A 13,014-nucleotide genomic window follows, 5' to 3' on the forward strand; every position below is an offset into this window, starting at 1 on the left:
CTGCATCAGTGCAGAGCCGCTGTGCGCCGGCCGCTTTCCCCTCGCCAAAAAGTACAAATGGGCGTAGAGCATCCTCATGCTGAAACCCATGCCCTTGTCTGAGGCGCAGAGTCTTCCGCTCTGGCGCCGCCCTATGACGCTCTTGTTCGTGATGGCGTTGACCATGCCGATCGCGTTTAACGCGTGGAGTGCATTGCTGAACAATTTCGTCATCGAGGCGGCGAACTTCGACGGGGCGGATATCGGGCTTTTGCACACGGTACGCGAGATTCCGGGCTTTCTGGCCGTTGGCGTGATTGCGGTGATCATTTTCATCCGCGAGCAGGTACTGGCCATGATCTCATTGATGATGTTGGGCGTGGCGACGGCGGTGACGGCCTGGTTTCCCAGCCTTGGCGGGTTGCTGTTTGTGACGCTGTTCAGCTCGATCGGGTTTCACTACTATGAGACGGTGAACCAGTCACTGCAGCTGCAATGGCTGCCTAAAGTCCGTGCGCCGCAGGTGCTTGGCTGGCTGGTGGCTATGGGCTCGGCTGCGACGGCTGTAGTCTATGGGTTGATCGTTCTGACATGGGACCGCTTCGACCTGTCCTATAACTTCGTGTTCATGGCGGCAGGCGGCGTGACAACTTTGCTGGCATTGTTTTGCTTGATTGCTTACCCGCAATTCGACGCACCGACGCCGCAGACCAAGAAGCTGATCCTACGCCGCCGCTACTGGCTGTATTATGCATTACAGTTCATGGCGGGCGCGCGGCGGCAGATTTTTGTCGTGTTCGCCGGTTTCATGATGGTCGAGAAATTCGGCTTTGAAGTACACGAACTGACCAGCCTGTACCTGATCAATCTGATGATCAACATGATGGCGGCTCCGCTGCTGGGCAAGGCAGTCGCGCGGTTTGGCGAACGCCGCACGCTGATCTTTGAATATGCCGGGCTCGCGATCGTTTTCGCAGCCTATGGCGGCATCTACTGGTTTAGCTGGGGCGTGCTGCTGGCGGCGATTCTCTATGTGATCGACCATGTGCTGTTTGCTCTGGCGTTGGCTTTGAAAACCTATTTCCAGAAGATCGCCGACCCGGCGGATATTGCACCCACTGCGGCGGTGGCATTTACCATCAATCATATCGCCGCTGTTTTCTTGCCAGCACTTTTAGGTCTGCTATGGGTGGTTTCGCCCGGCGCTGTGTTTGGTTTGGCCGCTGCAATGGCGATCATCTCGCTTCTGCTGTCATTACTGATCCCGCGTCATCCGGAACCGGGCAACGAAACCATCCTGTCGAAATACGCCCCCGCGCTCGCCGAATAAGCGACTCCGCTTGACCTTGGCGGTCGGTGCCCATAGGCGCTGTTTCGATCGAAACAGGAGGCCCCCATGCCAACATTCACTGCTCTGACCACTTTGACCGGCAAGAAAGCCGCCGAAGGATTGGGCGAGGCGATGGAACGGCTGGACCCGGAACCAACCGGCGTCGGCGTGTTCGAGGTCGAAGATGGCTCGGGCCTGTGGGAGGTCGGCGGCTATTTTACCGAAACCCCGGATGAAACCGCGCTGGCGGTTCTGGCCGCCGCGTTCGAGGCCAAGCCCTTTGTGGTCTCGGAACTGCCCGAAACGGATTGGGTCGCCCATGTCCGCCGCGAACTAGCCCCGGTCGAGGCCGGCCGGTTTTTTGTCTATGGAAGCCATGATGCCGACAAACTGCCCGAAGGCCGCATTCCGCTGCTGATCGAAGCTGCGATGGCATTTGGCACAGGGCACCATGGGACAACGCTTGGCTGCCTCAAGGCTTTGGACCATCTTCTGGATCATGGGTTCACGGCCACCAAAGTTGCCGATATCGGCTGCGGTACTGCCGTGCTGGCGATGGCCGCAGCTCGGGTTTGGGATGGCGATATCATCGCCAGCGACATTGATGAGGTTGCCGTCGACGTGGCCGAGGCCAACCTTCGGGCGAACGGTATGGCGGGTGCGGTTAAATGTGTTGAAGCTGCAGGTTTCGATCACCCGGATCTGAAGGCGCATGCGCCTTACGATCTGATATTCGCCAATATCCTAAAAGGTCCGCTCGTGGCCCTTTCGCCTGAAATTTCGGCGAACCTGCGGGGGGGTGGACAAGCGATTCTATCGGGAATCCTCAATGAACAGTCCGATGACGTGATCTCGGTTTATCTCCAAAACGGCTTCAATCTGGTTCGCCAGGATCGGATTGGTGAGTGGACGACGCTAATCTTAAGCAAACAGGGCTGAATTTAGGCCATTTACGGGAGTTTTGTGGATTTTTGCCACGTTTTTGTCGCATTCTCTAATTACCGTCTTTCAATGCACTCGGGGGGCGGTTTTCGGAGGCTGCCATGACAGGAAAACAACTCGAATTCGATCAACGCATCTCGCGTTTGAACAAAAAGCACCAGAAACTCAGCCGCGGCTATCGTGCCACGTTGCGCTCAGACGGGCTGGTGGTGATGAAACCACAGCGTATGCGTTCAGCAGTTCCAGCGAGGGTTTTGTTACTGTGTTTGGTTGGCTTCTTTGCCTTCAAGGCCTTTTTACTGTCTCATCTTGGCCCGACTGCGTACGAAACGCGTGTTGAAAGCCTGAATCAGGGCACGCCGGTTGAGAAAGCTGGCGCCTGGATCATGCAGGCCGATCCGGTGACCGCGTTTTTCTCGAGCCAACTGAACAAGGTTTGGTTCTAACCGGATATCTTGCACCCTCCTAACAAAAACACCGCATGCCTCACGGCGTGCGGTGTTTCTGTTTGCCCCACAGGGAGGAGGAAGGGGCGTATGCGGTAGTCCGTTATCTCAGTAACGGCGGCCTTCGGCGACAACGTCGATGTCGCCGCGGCATAGTCCGATATCGTCCAGTTCGCGGTCAGAAAGACCGTTCAGCGCGTTACGGGTTGCGCGGGCGTCATTCCATTCAACAACGGCGTTTACAACCGATGCAAAAAGTGCGCCGATACGGCCGACGAGGCCGAATGAGCCAGTGGTGGTGCGGGTGGTATCCAGTGCAGCCATATCCTGTTTCCTTCTGGTTTGTGTTAAACTCTGATCTTGCGATCTGAGCGGCATCTAGTGATGAGTTTCGCCGTGCGCAAGCGCAGAAATTGCATGTGTCCTATGCATTTTTTGCAACGCTCGAAATTGATGAAAACCCCTTAAATCATTGGTTAAAGTTCGATCGGATAAGCGTCGAAAACGAACCTAACCCGGTCGCAAACAGGCCGCGAGGAACCGGAGGCGACATGAATGTCGGTTTTGGACCTCGAGTTGATTTCCTTGGAAAATGTTCACGCTTCGTGCTAGTCGATGAAAAAAGATCACACAAACCCGAGCAGGCCGAGACAAAACATGCGAATTCTGGGCATTGATCCAGGGCTTAGAACCTTGGGATGGGGCGTCATCGAATCGCATGGCAGCCGCCTGAGCCACGTTGCGAATGGATTGTGCAAATCCGATGGTGATGATCTGGGGGAAAGGCTGCTGTCGCTACACAATCAAATCGTCGAAGTCATCGCCGAGCACAATCCAGATCAGGCGGCAATTGAACAGACCTTCGTCAACAAAGATGGGGCCGGTACACTGAAACTGGGTCAGGCGCGTGGTGTTGCGCTTCTGACGCTTGCGCAGGCGGGTTTGCCGGTTGGCGAGTACGCCCCCAACCGCGTCAAGAAAACTGTGGTGGGCGTCGGCCACGCCGAAAAAGAGCAGGTTCTGCATATGGTCAAACTCCAACTGCCCGGTTGTTCCCCCAAAGGGGCGGATGCTGCGGATGCATTGGCGATTGCCATCTGCCATTCCTACTATGGCGCCGCACCGCAGGCACGGATGAAAGAGGTACGCGCATGATCGGCAAGCTCACTGGACGGCTGGATTACCGCGCGGCGGATCACGTTCTGATCGACGTGCGGGGGGTCGGCTATATCGTCTATTGCTCGGACCGGACCATGGCGGCCCTGCCGGGGGTGGGTGAGGCAATGTCAATCTACACCGATATGGTCGTGCGCGAAGACCTGATGCAGCTTTATGGTTTTCTGTCCTTGGTCGAGAAGGAATGGCACCGTCTGCTGTGCTCGGTTCAGGGTGTGGGTGCGAAGGTATCGCTGGCCATTCTTAGTGCGCTGGGGCCTGATGGTGTCAGCCGCGCGATTGCCTTGGGCGACTGGGGGGCCGTGAAGGCCGCAAAGGGTGTCGGCCCCAAGACCGCGCAGCGGATCGTGCTTGACCTCAAGGACAAGGCCCCGGGTGTGATGGCGATGGGCGGCACGGTGACCGAAGCGATGGATGGCCCGGCACTTGAAGTGGTTGAGACGACCGAGCCTGCGCCTGTTCCGAAACGGGTGGCGAAACCGGCCTCGGGCGCTGCCGCTGCTTCTGCGGATGCGCTGTCGGCGTTGGGCAATCTGGGCTATGGACCGTCCGAGGCGGCATCGGCCGTGGCCGAGGCAGCGGCTAATATGCCAGATGCGGGCGAGGCCGATCTGATACGCGCCGCGCTGAAGCTACTGGCCCCCAAGGGCTGAGTGAAAGGGTAACTGAATGGTAGACGCTGATCCCGCCCTGCGACCCGAACCGATGCCCGAGGACAATGACCGCGCCCTGCGCCCGCAGGGGCTGGATGAATTCATTGGTCAGGCCGAGGCGCGGGCCAACCTACGCATCTTCATCCAGTCGGCCCGCCAACGCGGTAAGGCGATGGATCACACGCTGTTCCATGGTCCACCTGGATTGGGTAAGACCACGCTTGCGCAGATCATGGCGCGCGAGTTGGGAGTGAATTTCCGCATGACCTCGGGACCGGTTCTGGCCAAGGCGGGGGATTTGGCGGCGATTCTGACCAATCTGGAATCGCGGGATGTCTTGTTCATCGACGAGATTCACCGTCTGAACCCGGCGGTCGAAGAGGTGCTGTACCCCGCGATGGAGGATTTCGAACTTGATCTTGTCATTGGTGAAGGTCCGGCGGCGCGGACTGTACGGATCGAGCTGCAGCCATTTACGCTGGTCGGGGCGACAACGCGGATGGGGTTGCTGACCACGCCGTTGCGCGATCGGTTTGGCATCCCGACCCGGCTGCAGTTCTATACGGTCGACGAGTTGCACGAGATCGTCACCCGCAATGCCCGCAAACTGGGCGCACCTGCGGATGACGAAGGCGCGCGTGAGATCGCGCGCAGGTCTCGTGGAACACCACGGATCGCCGGTCGTCTGCTGAGACGCGTAGTGGATTTTGCCATTGTTGAAGGCGATGGGCGGATTACGCGCGACTTGGCGGATGGGTCACTGACCCGGCTGGGGGTCGATAACCTTGGTCTGGACGGGGCCGACCGCCGGTATTTGAAGCTGATTGCCGAGAACTATGCGGGCGGGCCAGTGGGGATTGAAACACTCTCGGCGGCGTTGTCCGAAAGCCGGGATTCGCTGGAAGAGGTGATCGAGCCTTATCTCCTGCAGCAAGGCCTGATCCAGCGCACTCCGCGCGGACGGATGCTGGCGCAAAAGGCATGGACGCATCTGGGGATGGCTGCACCCAAAGGACAGAGCGATCTGTTTGGTTGAAGTGGGGCGCATTAGATTTTAAGCCTCAGGCAGTCGTATCTAAATCGTGAAGAAGGACTAGGGCGTGACACCCGATGAGATTGAGGCGCTGTTCACACGCGATAGCGGTGAGTTTCTGTTTGCGCGCTGGGGCAGACCCATCGTGCCCATCGTGTTTGGTGTCGAGGATGAAACGCTGTCGACCGTAAAAGGTGCGTTCGAGGCGGTTGTCACTCTGGCAAATCACAAGATGGCCGAGACGGATCCCGAACTGGGTGCCAATTGCATGGTGTTCTTCTTCCGTGAGTGGCAGGAATTGTTGGACGTGCCCGATCTGGATCGCCTGATCCCGGATCTGGCCCCACTGGTTGACCGGCTGGTGGCTGCCGATGCCAATCAGTATCGCATATTTCGGTTCGAGGATGACGGCGCTATCCGCGCGGCATTTGTGTTTTTGCGCATGGACAAAGAGCTGTCGAAAGTGCCGGCAGAAACGCTGGCGTTAAGCCAGGTTGTACAAACGATCCTGCTTTGGTCCGACACAGCTTTTCGCAGCGCCTCACCTCTGGCGATTGCTGGTGACGCGACGATCTTGCGGCCTGATATTGCGGCCTTGATCCGCGCCGCCTACGATCCTGTTCTGCCCGGTGCCGCGCAGGACCCCTCTCATGCGTTTCGCTTGTTCGCCAGATTGGAGCCGTCGCAATGAAGCATCACTACCCGGTCCGTGTTTATTACGAAGACACCGACATGGGAGGCGTGGTCTATCACGCAAATTATCTGAGATTCATCGAACGCGCCCGGTCGGACTGGGTGCGTAAACTGGGTAATGATCAGAACGCGATGCGGGACGCAGGCATTGTCTGGGTCGTGCGGCGGATCGAGGCGGATTATCTCGCCGCCGCTAGGTTTGAAGACGAGCTGATGGTCGAGACCGAGATGGTCTCGCTATCGGGCGCTCGGTTGACAATGTCGCAATTGGTCAAGCGTGGCGAGACCGAGATTTTCCGCGCCGAGGTAACGGCTGTCTGCATGAATGCGCAGGGTAAGCCCGTTCGTCTTCCGGCAGAGATTCGCGCATTGATGTAACATTTTCAGCCTCCGGGGTGGTTCTGTTGGCTTTTCATCTCCATCTGCGTTAGCGTTTGGCAAAACAAGGCCAAATGGCCATCAGGCAAAACAAAGAGCAGGTTCATGGAAGCTGAAACTCTGGCGCTGGCGCAGGAGATCGATTTCTCCATGTGGGGGCTGTATGCCCGCGCGACCTTTATCGTCAAACTGGTGATGTTGATGCTGATCGGTGCATCCATCTGGTCCTGGGGCATTATCATTCAGAAACTGATCAACTACCGAGCCGCGCGGCGCGAGGCGCAGGTATTCGATGAAAGCTTCTGGTCTGGCAATCCGCTGGATGAGCTGTTCGAGCAGATCGGAACCCAGCCCGATGGCAGTTCCGAAAAGATTTTCGCGGCGGGGATGATCGAGTGGCGACGCTCGCACCGCACCGATGGCGGCTTGATCGCAGGGGCGACGGCGCGGATCGATCGCTCGATGGACGTGGCGATCGCGAAAGAGGCTGAGGGTCTGCAAAAAGGGTTGCCCATTCTGGCCACTGTCGGATCGACAGCGCCGTTTATCGGCCTGTTTGGCACCGTTTGGGGCATCATGAATGCCTTTATCGAGATTGCCGAGCAGCAGAACACAAACCTCGCCGTTGTGGCCCCGGGTATTGCCGAGGCGTTGCTGGCCACCGGTCTTGGCTTGCTGGCCGCGATCCCGGCGGTGATATTCTATAATAAACTCAGCGCAGACAGTGACCGCATCGTCGGCGGCTACGAGGCCTTTGCCGATGAATTCGCCACTATCCTGTCGCGTCAGTTGGATAGCTGACGATGGGTGCGGCAGTTCAGCAAAGCTCGGGCGGGAACGGACGCAGGCGCGGACGGCGGCGCGGGCGCGCCCAACCGATGGCCGAGATCAACGTGACGCCCTTTGTTGATGTCATGCTGGTGTTGCTGATCATCTTTATGGTGGCGGCCCCATTGTTGACCGTCGGCGTACCTGTCGATCTGCCCAAGACTGCCGCAAGTGCCTTACCCGGTGACAACGAAGAGCCGCTGACCGTGACCCTGACCGCAGATGGGCGCGTGCAGATCCAGACCACGGATGTGCTGCGCGAAGAACTGATCGGTAAGCTGCGCGCGATCGCAGCTGAGCGCAGCAGCGACCGCGTGTTCTTGCGTGCTGACGGCGCGATTCCATATGCGCAAGTGATGCAGGTCATGGGTGCTTTGAACGCGGGCGGGTTTTCCAACGTTGGCCTTGTGACTGATACCGGCGGGCCAACGCTGGACGAAGGGTGAGAGTGAGGCTGCGCGGTGGATACCGGCACCAAGATTTCGGCAATTGCGCATGTCAGCCTGATTGGCTGGGCGCTGATCGGCGGGACCTTCCGGTCCGAGCCGTTGCCGATGGCTGTACAGGATGTCTCGGTGATCTCGGCTGAGCAGTTTGCGGCCATGACCGCGCAACGCGAGGCACCCGAGGTGCCGACTGACCCGGCTGAACTGCAACAGCCTGCAGAACCTGATAAGATCGAAATACTGGACCCGACACCGGAAGAAACGCCCGAACCTGAGCCGGTTGCCCAGCCCGAGCCGGAACCTGAGCCCGAGCCGGAACCGGAAACGGTGGAAGTCCCGCCCGAGCCCGAACTGATCGAACAACCTCCGACGCTTGAAGAGCCCGAGCCTGAGCTGGCGGCGCTTCCTGCGCCTCCGGGCCCAGAGGCCGAACCAAGCCCTGCGGATAAGATCGCGCCCGAGCAGATTGCTCCTCCTCCGCCCGAGGCCAAGCCGGATGACATTGAAACCCCTCCGGTTTCGCTGGATGAAGGGGCGGAAATCCAACAAGAACAGCAAGATCAAACGGCACCGGAAGAGGCCGCGCCCGAGATTGTGACCGAGGCGGAAGAAGTCGAAGATCCGGCCCCGCGAACTTCTCCTCGTCCGCGCGTGCGCCCGAACCGGCCGGCACCCCAGCCAGAGCCTGAGGTTGCAGAAACGCCCGAGCCCGCGCCGACTGAACCTGCGCAAAACGAGCAAGCGATCAATGACGCCTTGGCCGAAGCATTGGGCAATGGCACCGAACCTTCGGGCCCACCACTGACAAGCGGTGAAAAAGACGCGATGCGGGTTGCGGTGTCGCGGTGTTGGAATGTCGGGTCCCTGTCGACGGATGCGCTGGAAACCGTGGTTGTTGTCGGGTTTTCGTTAACCAGAGATGGCAAAGTGGTTGGCGGCAGTTTGCAGCTACTCGACAGTTCAGGCGGCTCAGCCGCATCAGCAAAACAAGCCTACGAAGCCGCGCGGCGCGCAATTTTGCGCTGTGGGTCTAAAGGATATGACCTACCTGCTGACAAATACGATCAATGGCAGGATATTGAGATTACATTCAATCCCGAGAGGATGCGGATCAAATGATGAAACTTCTGACCAGCCTCTTAATTGGCCTGACCCTTCTTTCGACCTCGGCTTACGCCCAAAGTGGCCCGCTGCGTCTGGAAATCGATGAAGGGATCATCGAACCTATGCCGTTTGCCGTGCCAAGCTTTGTGCCTGACGGTCCCTCGGCGGCACAATATGCACAAGATATCTCGGGGGTGGTCGTGTCTGACCTGACCGGAACGGGCCTGTTTCGTGAAATCTCGTCGGATGCATATATCAGCCGCGTCAGCAGTTTCGATGCGCCGGTACAGTTCGCTGATTGGAAGGCGATCAACGCTCAAGCACTGGTGACAGGGGCGGTCAACGTGTCGGGCAAGCGCCTGACGGTCCGGTTCCGGGTTTGGGATGTCTTCTCGGGGCAGGAACTCGGCAACGGTTTGCAGTTTGCAGGAACAACCGACGGTTGGAGGCGCATGGCGCATAAGGTCGCGGATCAGGTTTATACCCGGATCACGGGAGAGGGCGCCTATTTCGACAGCCGTGTCGCGTTCGTGTCGGAGAGCGGCCCAAAGGATCAACGGCGCAAACGGTTGGCCATAATGGATTACGACGGCGCTAATGTGCAGTATCTGACCGACAGCGCAGCGATTGTTCTGGCGCCTCGGTTCTCACCGACGGGCGACCAGTTGCTCTATACCAGCTACGAGACCGGTCAGCCGCGTATTTATCTACTGGATGTAGGCCGTGTGAAACGGCAGGAATTGCCGACGCAGGAAGGCACCATGAGCTTTTCGCCACGTTTCTCACCCGATGGCCGTTCGATCGTTTATTCTCTGACCCAGGGCGGAAACACGGATTTGTGGAAAATGGATCTAGCCTCGGGCCAAAGCGTGCGACTTACCAATACGCCCGCGATTGAAACTGCACCAAGCTATGCGCCGGATGGCAGTCGGATCGTGTTTGAAAGCGACCGGTCGGGCACTCCGCAGCTTTACATCATGCCCGCCAACGGAGGCGAGGCAACGCGGATCAGTTTTGGGCAAGGCCGCTATGGCACGCCGGTCTGGTCTCCGCGTGGTGACTTGATTGCCTTTACCAAGCAGAACAAAGGTCGCTTCCACATCGGTGTTATGCGCACGGATGGCAGCGAAGAGCGCCTTTTGACCGCCTCGTTCCTGGACGAAGGTCCCACTTGGTCGCCAAACGGGCGGGTCATCATGTTCACCCGCGAAACGCAGGGTGCAAGCGGTCGATCGACGCTTTACTCTGTGGATATTTCGGGCCGTAACTTGCGTCCTGTTAGAACGCCGGATGGCGGTAGCGACCCGTCTTGGGGGCCACTGCAGAATTGATCGGAACAGACAGCAGGTAAAGTTCACAACAAACCCGCAATGTGATAGAAGCGCGGCAATAAACAACGAAACACGAGGCACTTGAGATGAAACTGTTGAGCAAAGTCGCGGCAATTGGGGCGCTGACCCTGATTGCGGCCTGTTCCAATAATGATCCGTCGGCTCTGGGTGGCGGCGCTGGTGGCAGCGGCGCACTGGTTCCGGGCTCACCCAGTGATCCGCGCTCACCGGCTTATTTCCAGCAGACAGTTGGTGACCGGGTTCTGTTCGCGGTCGATCAGTCCACGCTCAGCCCGCAGGCGCAGACGATTCTGCAAGGTCAGGCCGATTGGCTGCTCGCCAATCCGGATTTTGTCGCCAATATCGAAGGCCATGCGGACGAGCAGGGCACGCGCGAATACAACCTTGCGCTTGGAGCTCGTCGGGCCAATGCGGCGCGGGAGTATCTGATCTCACGTGGGGTGGCAGGCAACCGGTTGACCACCGTAAGCTATGGCAAAGAACGCCCGATCGAAATTTGCAGCACCGAGGATTGCTATTCGAAAAACCGCCGCGCGGTGACGGTGCTGACCGGTTCAACCTTGGGGTAAGATGATGCGAATTGCAGGTTTGGTTCTGGCGGCGGTCGTGACCGTCGCTGGTATGGCACAGGCACAGGATCAGCAGACGCTGGCGGATATCCGTCAGGAATTAACCGTGCTGCATGTGGAAATTCAGCGTCTCAAGCGCGAGTTTTCAACCACTGGTTCCCCTGCGCCAAACCTGTCCGGCAGTTCCGTGCTTGAGCGCGTTGATGCGATCGAGGCCGAACTACAGCGCCTGACTCGTCAGACCGAGCAGTTGAACCAACGGGTGCAGAATGTCGTGACCGATGGCACCAACCGTATCGGTGATTTGGAGTTTCGTCTGGTTGAGCTTGAAGGCGGTGATCTGAGCGCGCTGGGCGAAACCTCAACGCTGGGTGGTGAGACATCCACCGATGTGGCTGTGGCACCCACCCCCAACCCTACGCAACCCACGGTCACTGATCAGGGTGAGCTTGCAGTCGGTGAACAAGCGGATTTTGATGCCGCTTCGCAGGCCCTGGTGGATGGAGATTTCCAGACCGCGGCCGATCTGTTTGCGCAATTCGACCAGTCCTATCCGGGCAGCCCGCTGGCGAGCCAAGCCAACCTGCGGCGCGGGCAGGCGCTGAAAGGGGTGGGCGATACACGCGAAGCGGCGCGCGCCTTTCTGGCCAGCTTCACGGGCGACTCCGAAGGGCCTCTGGCACCCGAGGCGTTGTTTGAGTTGGGCGCAGCGCTTGGACAGCTGGGCCAAACCGATCAGGCTTGCATCACTCTCGGCGAAGTTGGCGTTCGGTTTCCGGCATCGGCACCAGCTGCTTCGGCCACACAGGAAATGGCAACGCTGGGCTGTTCTTGACCTCTGACGCCGATACGCTTCGGGCAAATCTGCGGGCGGGTCTGCCGGATCCACTGCCGCGCCGTCTGGGGGTGGCGGTTTCAGGGGGCAGTGATTCGACTGCCCTGTTGCGATTACTTGTTGATATCGCGCGACAAGAGCAGATCGAGCTGTTTGCGGCGACCGTTGATCACGGCCTGCGAGCTGAATCTGCGTCAGAGGCCTTGGCCGTCGCGACACTGGTGCAGCGCTTAGGCATTCCTCATGAAACGCTGAAATGGCAGGGGTGGGATGGATCCGGAAATCTGCAGGATCAGGCGCGGCGTGCGAGATACCGGTTGCTGGTCGCGTGGGCCGAATCGAAGGGCCTAGAGGCAGTTGCGCTGGGCCACACGGAGGATGATCAGGCTGAAACGGTACTGATGCGGCTGGCCCGTGCTTCGGGCGTTTCGGGGCTTTCGGCCATGGCTGTATCGCGAAAAGAAGGTCTGGTCACATTGCTGCGCCCATTGCTGTCCACGACACGCTCCGATCTTCGGGAATATCTGACGGCGCAAGGTATTTCGTGGATTGATGATCCGTCGAATCAGGACCCTCGTTTTGACCGGATCAAAGCCCGCCAGGCCCTGTTAGGATTAAATCAAATCGGGATCACGGCAGAGTCATTATCACGGGTCGCTGAAAATATGGCACAAGCGCGTGAAGCATTGGCGCAATACGCGCAGGAATCCGCTCTCCGGTTCTTCACGGTGGCGGATGGCGATCTTTGCATCGATCGCGATGGGTTCGAAACTCTGCCCGAAGAAATCTGTCGTCGGCTTGTGATTGCGTCTGTTTCATGGATCGCAGGGGGAGAATATCCGCCGCGACACAAAGCGGTGGATCAAGTGCTGGATGCGATTTCGTCTGCTCAGACGGCCACCCTGGGGGGATGCATTTTAATCCCGGAAGGCAAAAAAACTTGGATTTGCAGAGAGCTAAACGCCGTCAGCAATCAGCACGCGCGCCCCTCAGAACCTTGGGACAGGCGTTGGATTATGTCCGGGCCAAAAACTGAAGTTGCGGAAATCCGGGCGCTTGGTGAGGATGGTATATTGCAGCTGGAAAACTGGCGCTCTGTGGGCAAACCTCGCGCTGCAGTGTTGTCGACGCCCTCGGTTTGGGCCGAAGGCACTCTATTGGCTGCACCCCTGGTCGGTTTTGCAAACGAATGGCGGGCCGAACTGCTTCCAGAAAGGTCCGACTTCGATGCGGTGATTTTATCTCATTGA

General features: G+C 58.6%; 16 protein-coding genes. 15 read left to right on the forward strand and 1 reads right to left on the reverse strand.

Annotated features, from left to right (window positions below; translation table 11 throughout):
- The first annotated feature begins 76 nt into the window (after positions 1–76).
- From ACR0NM_RS00530 to ACR0NM_RS00540, 3 genes are all read left to right on the forward strand, one after another.
- Complete coding sequence (locus tag ACR0NM_RS00530) at positions 77–1,309, forward strand: MFS transporter (protein WP_480612739.1); 1,233 nt, start codon at positions 77–79, stop codon at positions 1,307–1,309.
- Between the two features lie 66 nt (positions 1,310–1,375).
- On the forward strand, positions 1,376–2,248 hold the full coding sequence (locus ACR0NM_RS00535; protein WP_170397408.1) for a 50S ribosomal protein L11 methyltransferase: 873 nt from the start codon (positions 1,376–1,378) through the stop codon (positions 2,246–2,248).
- Between the two features lie 104 nt (positions 2,249–2,352).
- Positions 2,353–2,697, forward strand: coding sequence for a hypothetical protein (locus tag ACR0NM_RS00540; RefSeq protein WP_170397406.1), 345 nt, complete (start codon positions 2,353–2,355; stop codon positions 2,695–2,697).
- Between the two features lie 108 nt (positions 2,698–2,805).
- Here ACR0NM_RS00540 and ACR0NM_RS00545 read toward each other — a convergent pair whose 3' ends face one another.
- The gene (locus ACR0NM_RS00545) at positions 2,806–3,021 is read right to left on the reverse strand and encodes a DUF1127 domain-containing protein (RefSeq protein WP_170397404.1); all 216 of its coding nucleotides are present in this window, start codon (positions 3,019–3,021) and stop codon (positions 2,806–2,808) included.
- A gap of 333 nt (positions 3,022–3,354) precedes the next feature.
- On the opposite strand from ACR0NM_RS00545, the gene ruvC reads away from it, so the two are divergent.
- From ruvC to tilS, 12 genes are all read left to right on the forward strand, one after another.
- Positions 3,355–3,852 carry a crossover junction endodeoxyribonuclease RuvC gene (gene ruvC / locus ACR0NM_RS00550; protein WP_170404395.1) on the forward strand — a complete coding sequence of 166 codons (498 nt, stop codon included), beginning with the start codon at positions 3,355–3,357 and terminating at the stop codon, positions 3,850–3,852.
- Complete coding sequence (gene ruvA / locus ACR0NM_RS00555; RefSeq protein WP_170424326.1) at positions 3,849–4,526, forward strand: Holliday junction branch migration protein RuvA; 678 nt, start codon at positions 3,849–3,851, stop codon at positions 4,524–4,526. Before ruvC ends, ruvA begins: the two co-directional genes overlap by 4 nt.
- A gap of 16 nt (positions 4,527–4,542) precedes the next feature.
- Positions 4,543–5,562 carry a Holliday junction branch migration DNA helicase RuvB gene (ruvB, locus tag ACR0NM_RS00560; protein ID WP_480612741.1) on the forward strand — a complete coding sequence of 340 codons (1,020 nt, stop codon included), beginning with the start codon at positions 4,543–4,545 and terminating at the stop codon, positions 5,560–5,562.
- Positions 5,563–5,626: 64 nt separating this feature from the next.
- Positions 5,627–6,250: a hypothetical protein gene (locus tag ACR0NM_RS00565; RefSeq protein WP_480612743.1), complete on the forward strand. Its 624-nt coding sequence runs from the start codon at positions 5,627–5,629 to the stop codon at positions 6,248–6,250.
- Positions 6,247–6,630, forward strand: coding sequence for a tol-pal system-associated acyl-CoA thioesterase (gene ybgC / locus ACR0NM_RS00570; RefSeq protein WP_170404386.1), 384 nt, complete (start codon positions 6,247–6,249; stop codon positions 6,628–6,630). Before ACR0NM_RS00565 ends, ybgC begins: the two co-directional genes overlap by 4 nt.
- A 105-nt stretch (positions 6,631–6,735) precedes the next feature.
- On the forward strand, positions 6,736–7,431 hold the full coding sequence (tolQ, locus tag ACR0NM_RS00575; protein WP_170397391.1) for a protein TolQ: 696 nt from the start codon (positions 6,736–6,738) through the stop codon (positions 7,429–7,431).
- 2 nt (positions 7,432–7,433) lie between these two features.
- Positions 7,434–7,904 (forward strand): protein TolR, encoded by a 471-nt coding sequence (gene tolR, locus ACR0NM_RS00580; RefSeq protein ID WP_170424320.1) that lies wholly within the window; start codon positions 7,434–7,436, stop codon positions 7,902–7,904.
- A gap of 15 nt (positions 7,905–7,919) precedes the next feature.
- Positions 7,920–9,023, forward strand: coding sequence for an energy transducer TonB (locus ACR0NM_RS00585; RefSeq protein ID WP_170612104.1), 1,104 nt, complete (start codon positions 7,920–7,922; stop codon positions 9,021–9,023).
- Entirely contained in the window at positions 9,020–10,339 is a 1,320-nt protein-coding gene (gene tolB, locus ACR0NM_RS00590) for a Tol-Pal system beta propeller repeat protein TolB (RefSeq protein WP_480561153.1), read from the forward strand. Before ACR0NM_RS00585 ends, tolB begins: the two co-directional genes overlap by 4 nt.
- 86 nt (positions 10,340–10,425) lie before the next feature.
- Complete coding sequence (gene pal, locus ACR0NM_RS00595) at positions 10,426–10,929, forward strand: peptidoglycan-associated lipoprotein Pal (protein ID WP_170397385.1); 504 nt, start codon at positions 10,426–10,428, stop codon at positions 10,927–10,929.
- Between the two features lie 4 nt (positions 10,930–10,933).
- Positions 10,934–11,764 (forward strand): tol-pal system protein YbgF, encoded by an 831-nt coding sequence (gene ybgF, locus ACR0NM_RS00600; RefSeq protein WP_170404791.1) that lies wholly within the window; start codon positions 10,934–10,936, stop codon positions 11,762–11,764.
- A complete protein-coding gene (gene tilS, locus ACR0NM_RS00605) occupies positions 11,761–13,014 on the forward strand; it encodes a tRNA lysidine(34) synthetase TilS (protein WP_480612745.1) in 1,254 nt (417 codons plus the stop codon). Before ybgF ends, tilS begins: the two co-directional genes overlap by 4 nt.

It is taken from the genome of Ruegeria sp. AF2 (assembly GCF_056542025.1).

Bases quoted from the DNA above. Each gene is read 5' to 3' on its own strand.
- ACR0NM_RS00530 (WP_480612739.1), top strand. From the start codon at position 77: ATGCTGAAACCCATGCCCTTGTCTGAGGCGCAGAGTCTTCCGCTCTGG.
- ACR0NM_RS00535 (WP_170397408.1), top strand. From the start codon at position 1,376: ATGCCAACATTCACTGCTCTGACCACTTTGACCGGCAAGAAAGCCGCC.
- ACR0NM_RS00540 (WP_170397406.1), top strand. From the start codon at position 2,353: ATGACAGGAAAACAACTCGAATTCGATCAACGCATCTCGCGTTTGAAC.
- ACR0NM_RS00545 (WP_170397404.1), bottom strand. From the start codon at position 3,021: ATGGCTGCACTGGATACCACCCGCACCACCACTGGCTCATTCGGCCTC.
- ruvC (WP_170404395.1), top strand. From the start codon at position 3,355: ATGCGAATTCTGGGCATTGATCCAGGGCTTAGAACCTTGGGATGGGGC.
- ruvA (WP_170424326.1), top strand. From the start codon at position 3,849: ATGATCGGCAAGCTCACTGGACGGCTGGATTACCGCGCGGCGGATCAC.
- ruvB (WP_480612741.1), top strand. From the start codon at position 4,543: ATGGTAGACGCTGATCCCGCCCTGCGACCCGAACCGATGCCCGAGGAC.
- ybgC (WP_170404386.1), top strand. From the start codon at position 6,247: ATGAAGCATCACTACCCGGTCCGTGTTTATTACGAAGACACCGACATG.
- tolQ (WP_170397391.1), top strand. From the start codon at position 6,736: ATGGAAGCTGAAACTCTGGCGCTGGCGCAGGAGATCGATTTCTCCATG.
- tolR (WP_170424320.1), top strand. From the start codon at position 7,434: ATGGGTGCGGCAGTTCAGCAAAGCTCGGGCGGGAACGGACGCAGGCGC.
- tolB (WP_480561153.1), top strand. From the start codon at position 9,020: ATGATGAAACTTCTGACCAGCCTCTTAATTGGCCTGACCCTTCTTTCG.
- pal (WP_170397385.1), top strand. From the start codon at position 10,426: ATGAAACTGTTGAGCAAAGTCGCGGCAATTGGGGCGCTGACCCTGATT.
- ybgF (WP_170404791.1), top strand. From the start codon at position 10,934: ATGCGAATTGCAGGTTTGGTTCTGGCGGCGGTCGTGACCGTCGCTGGT.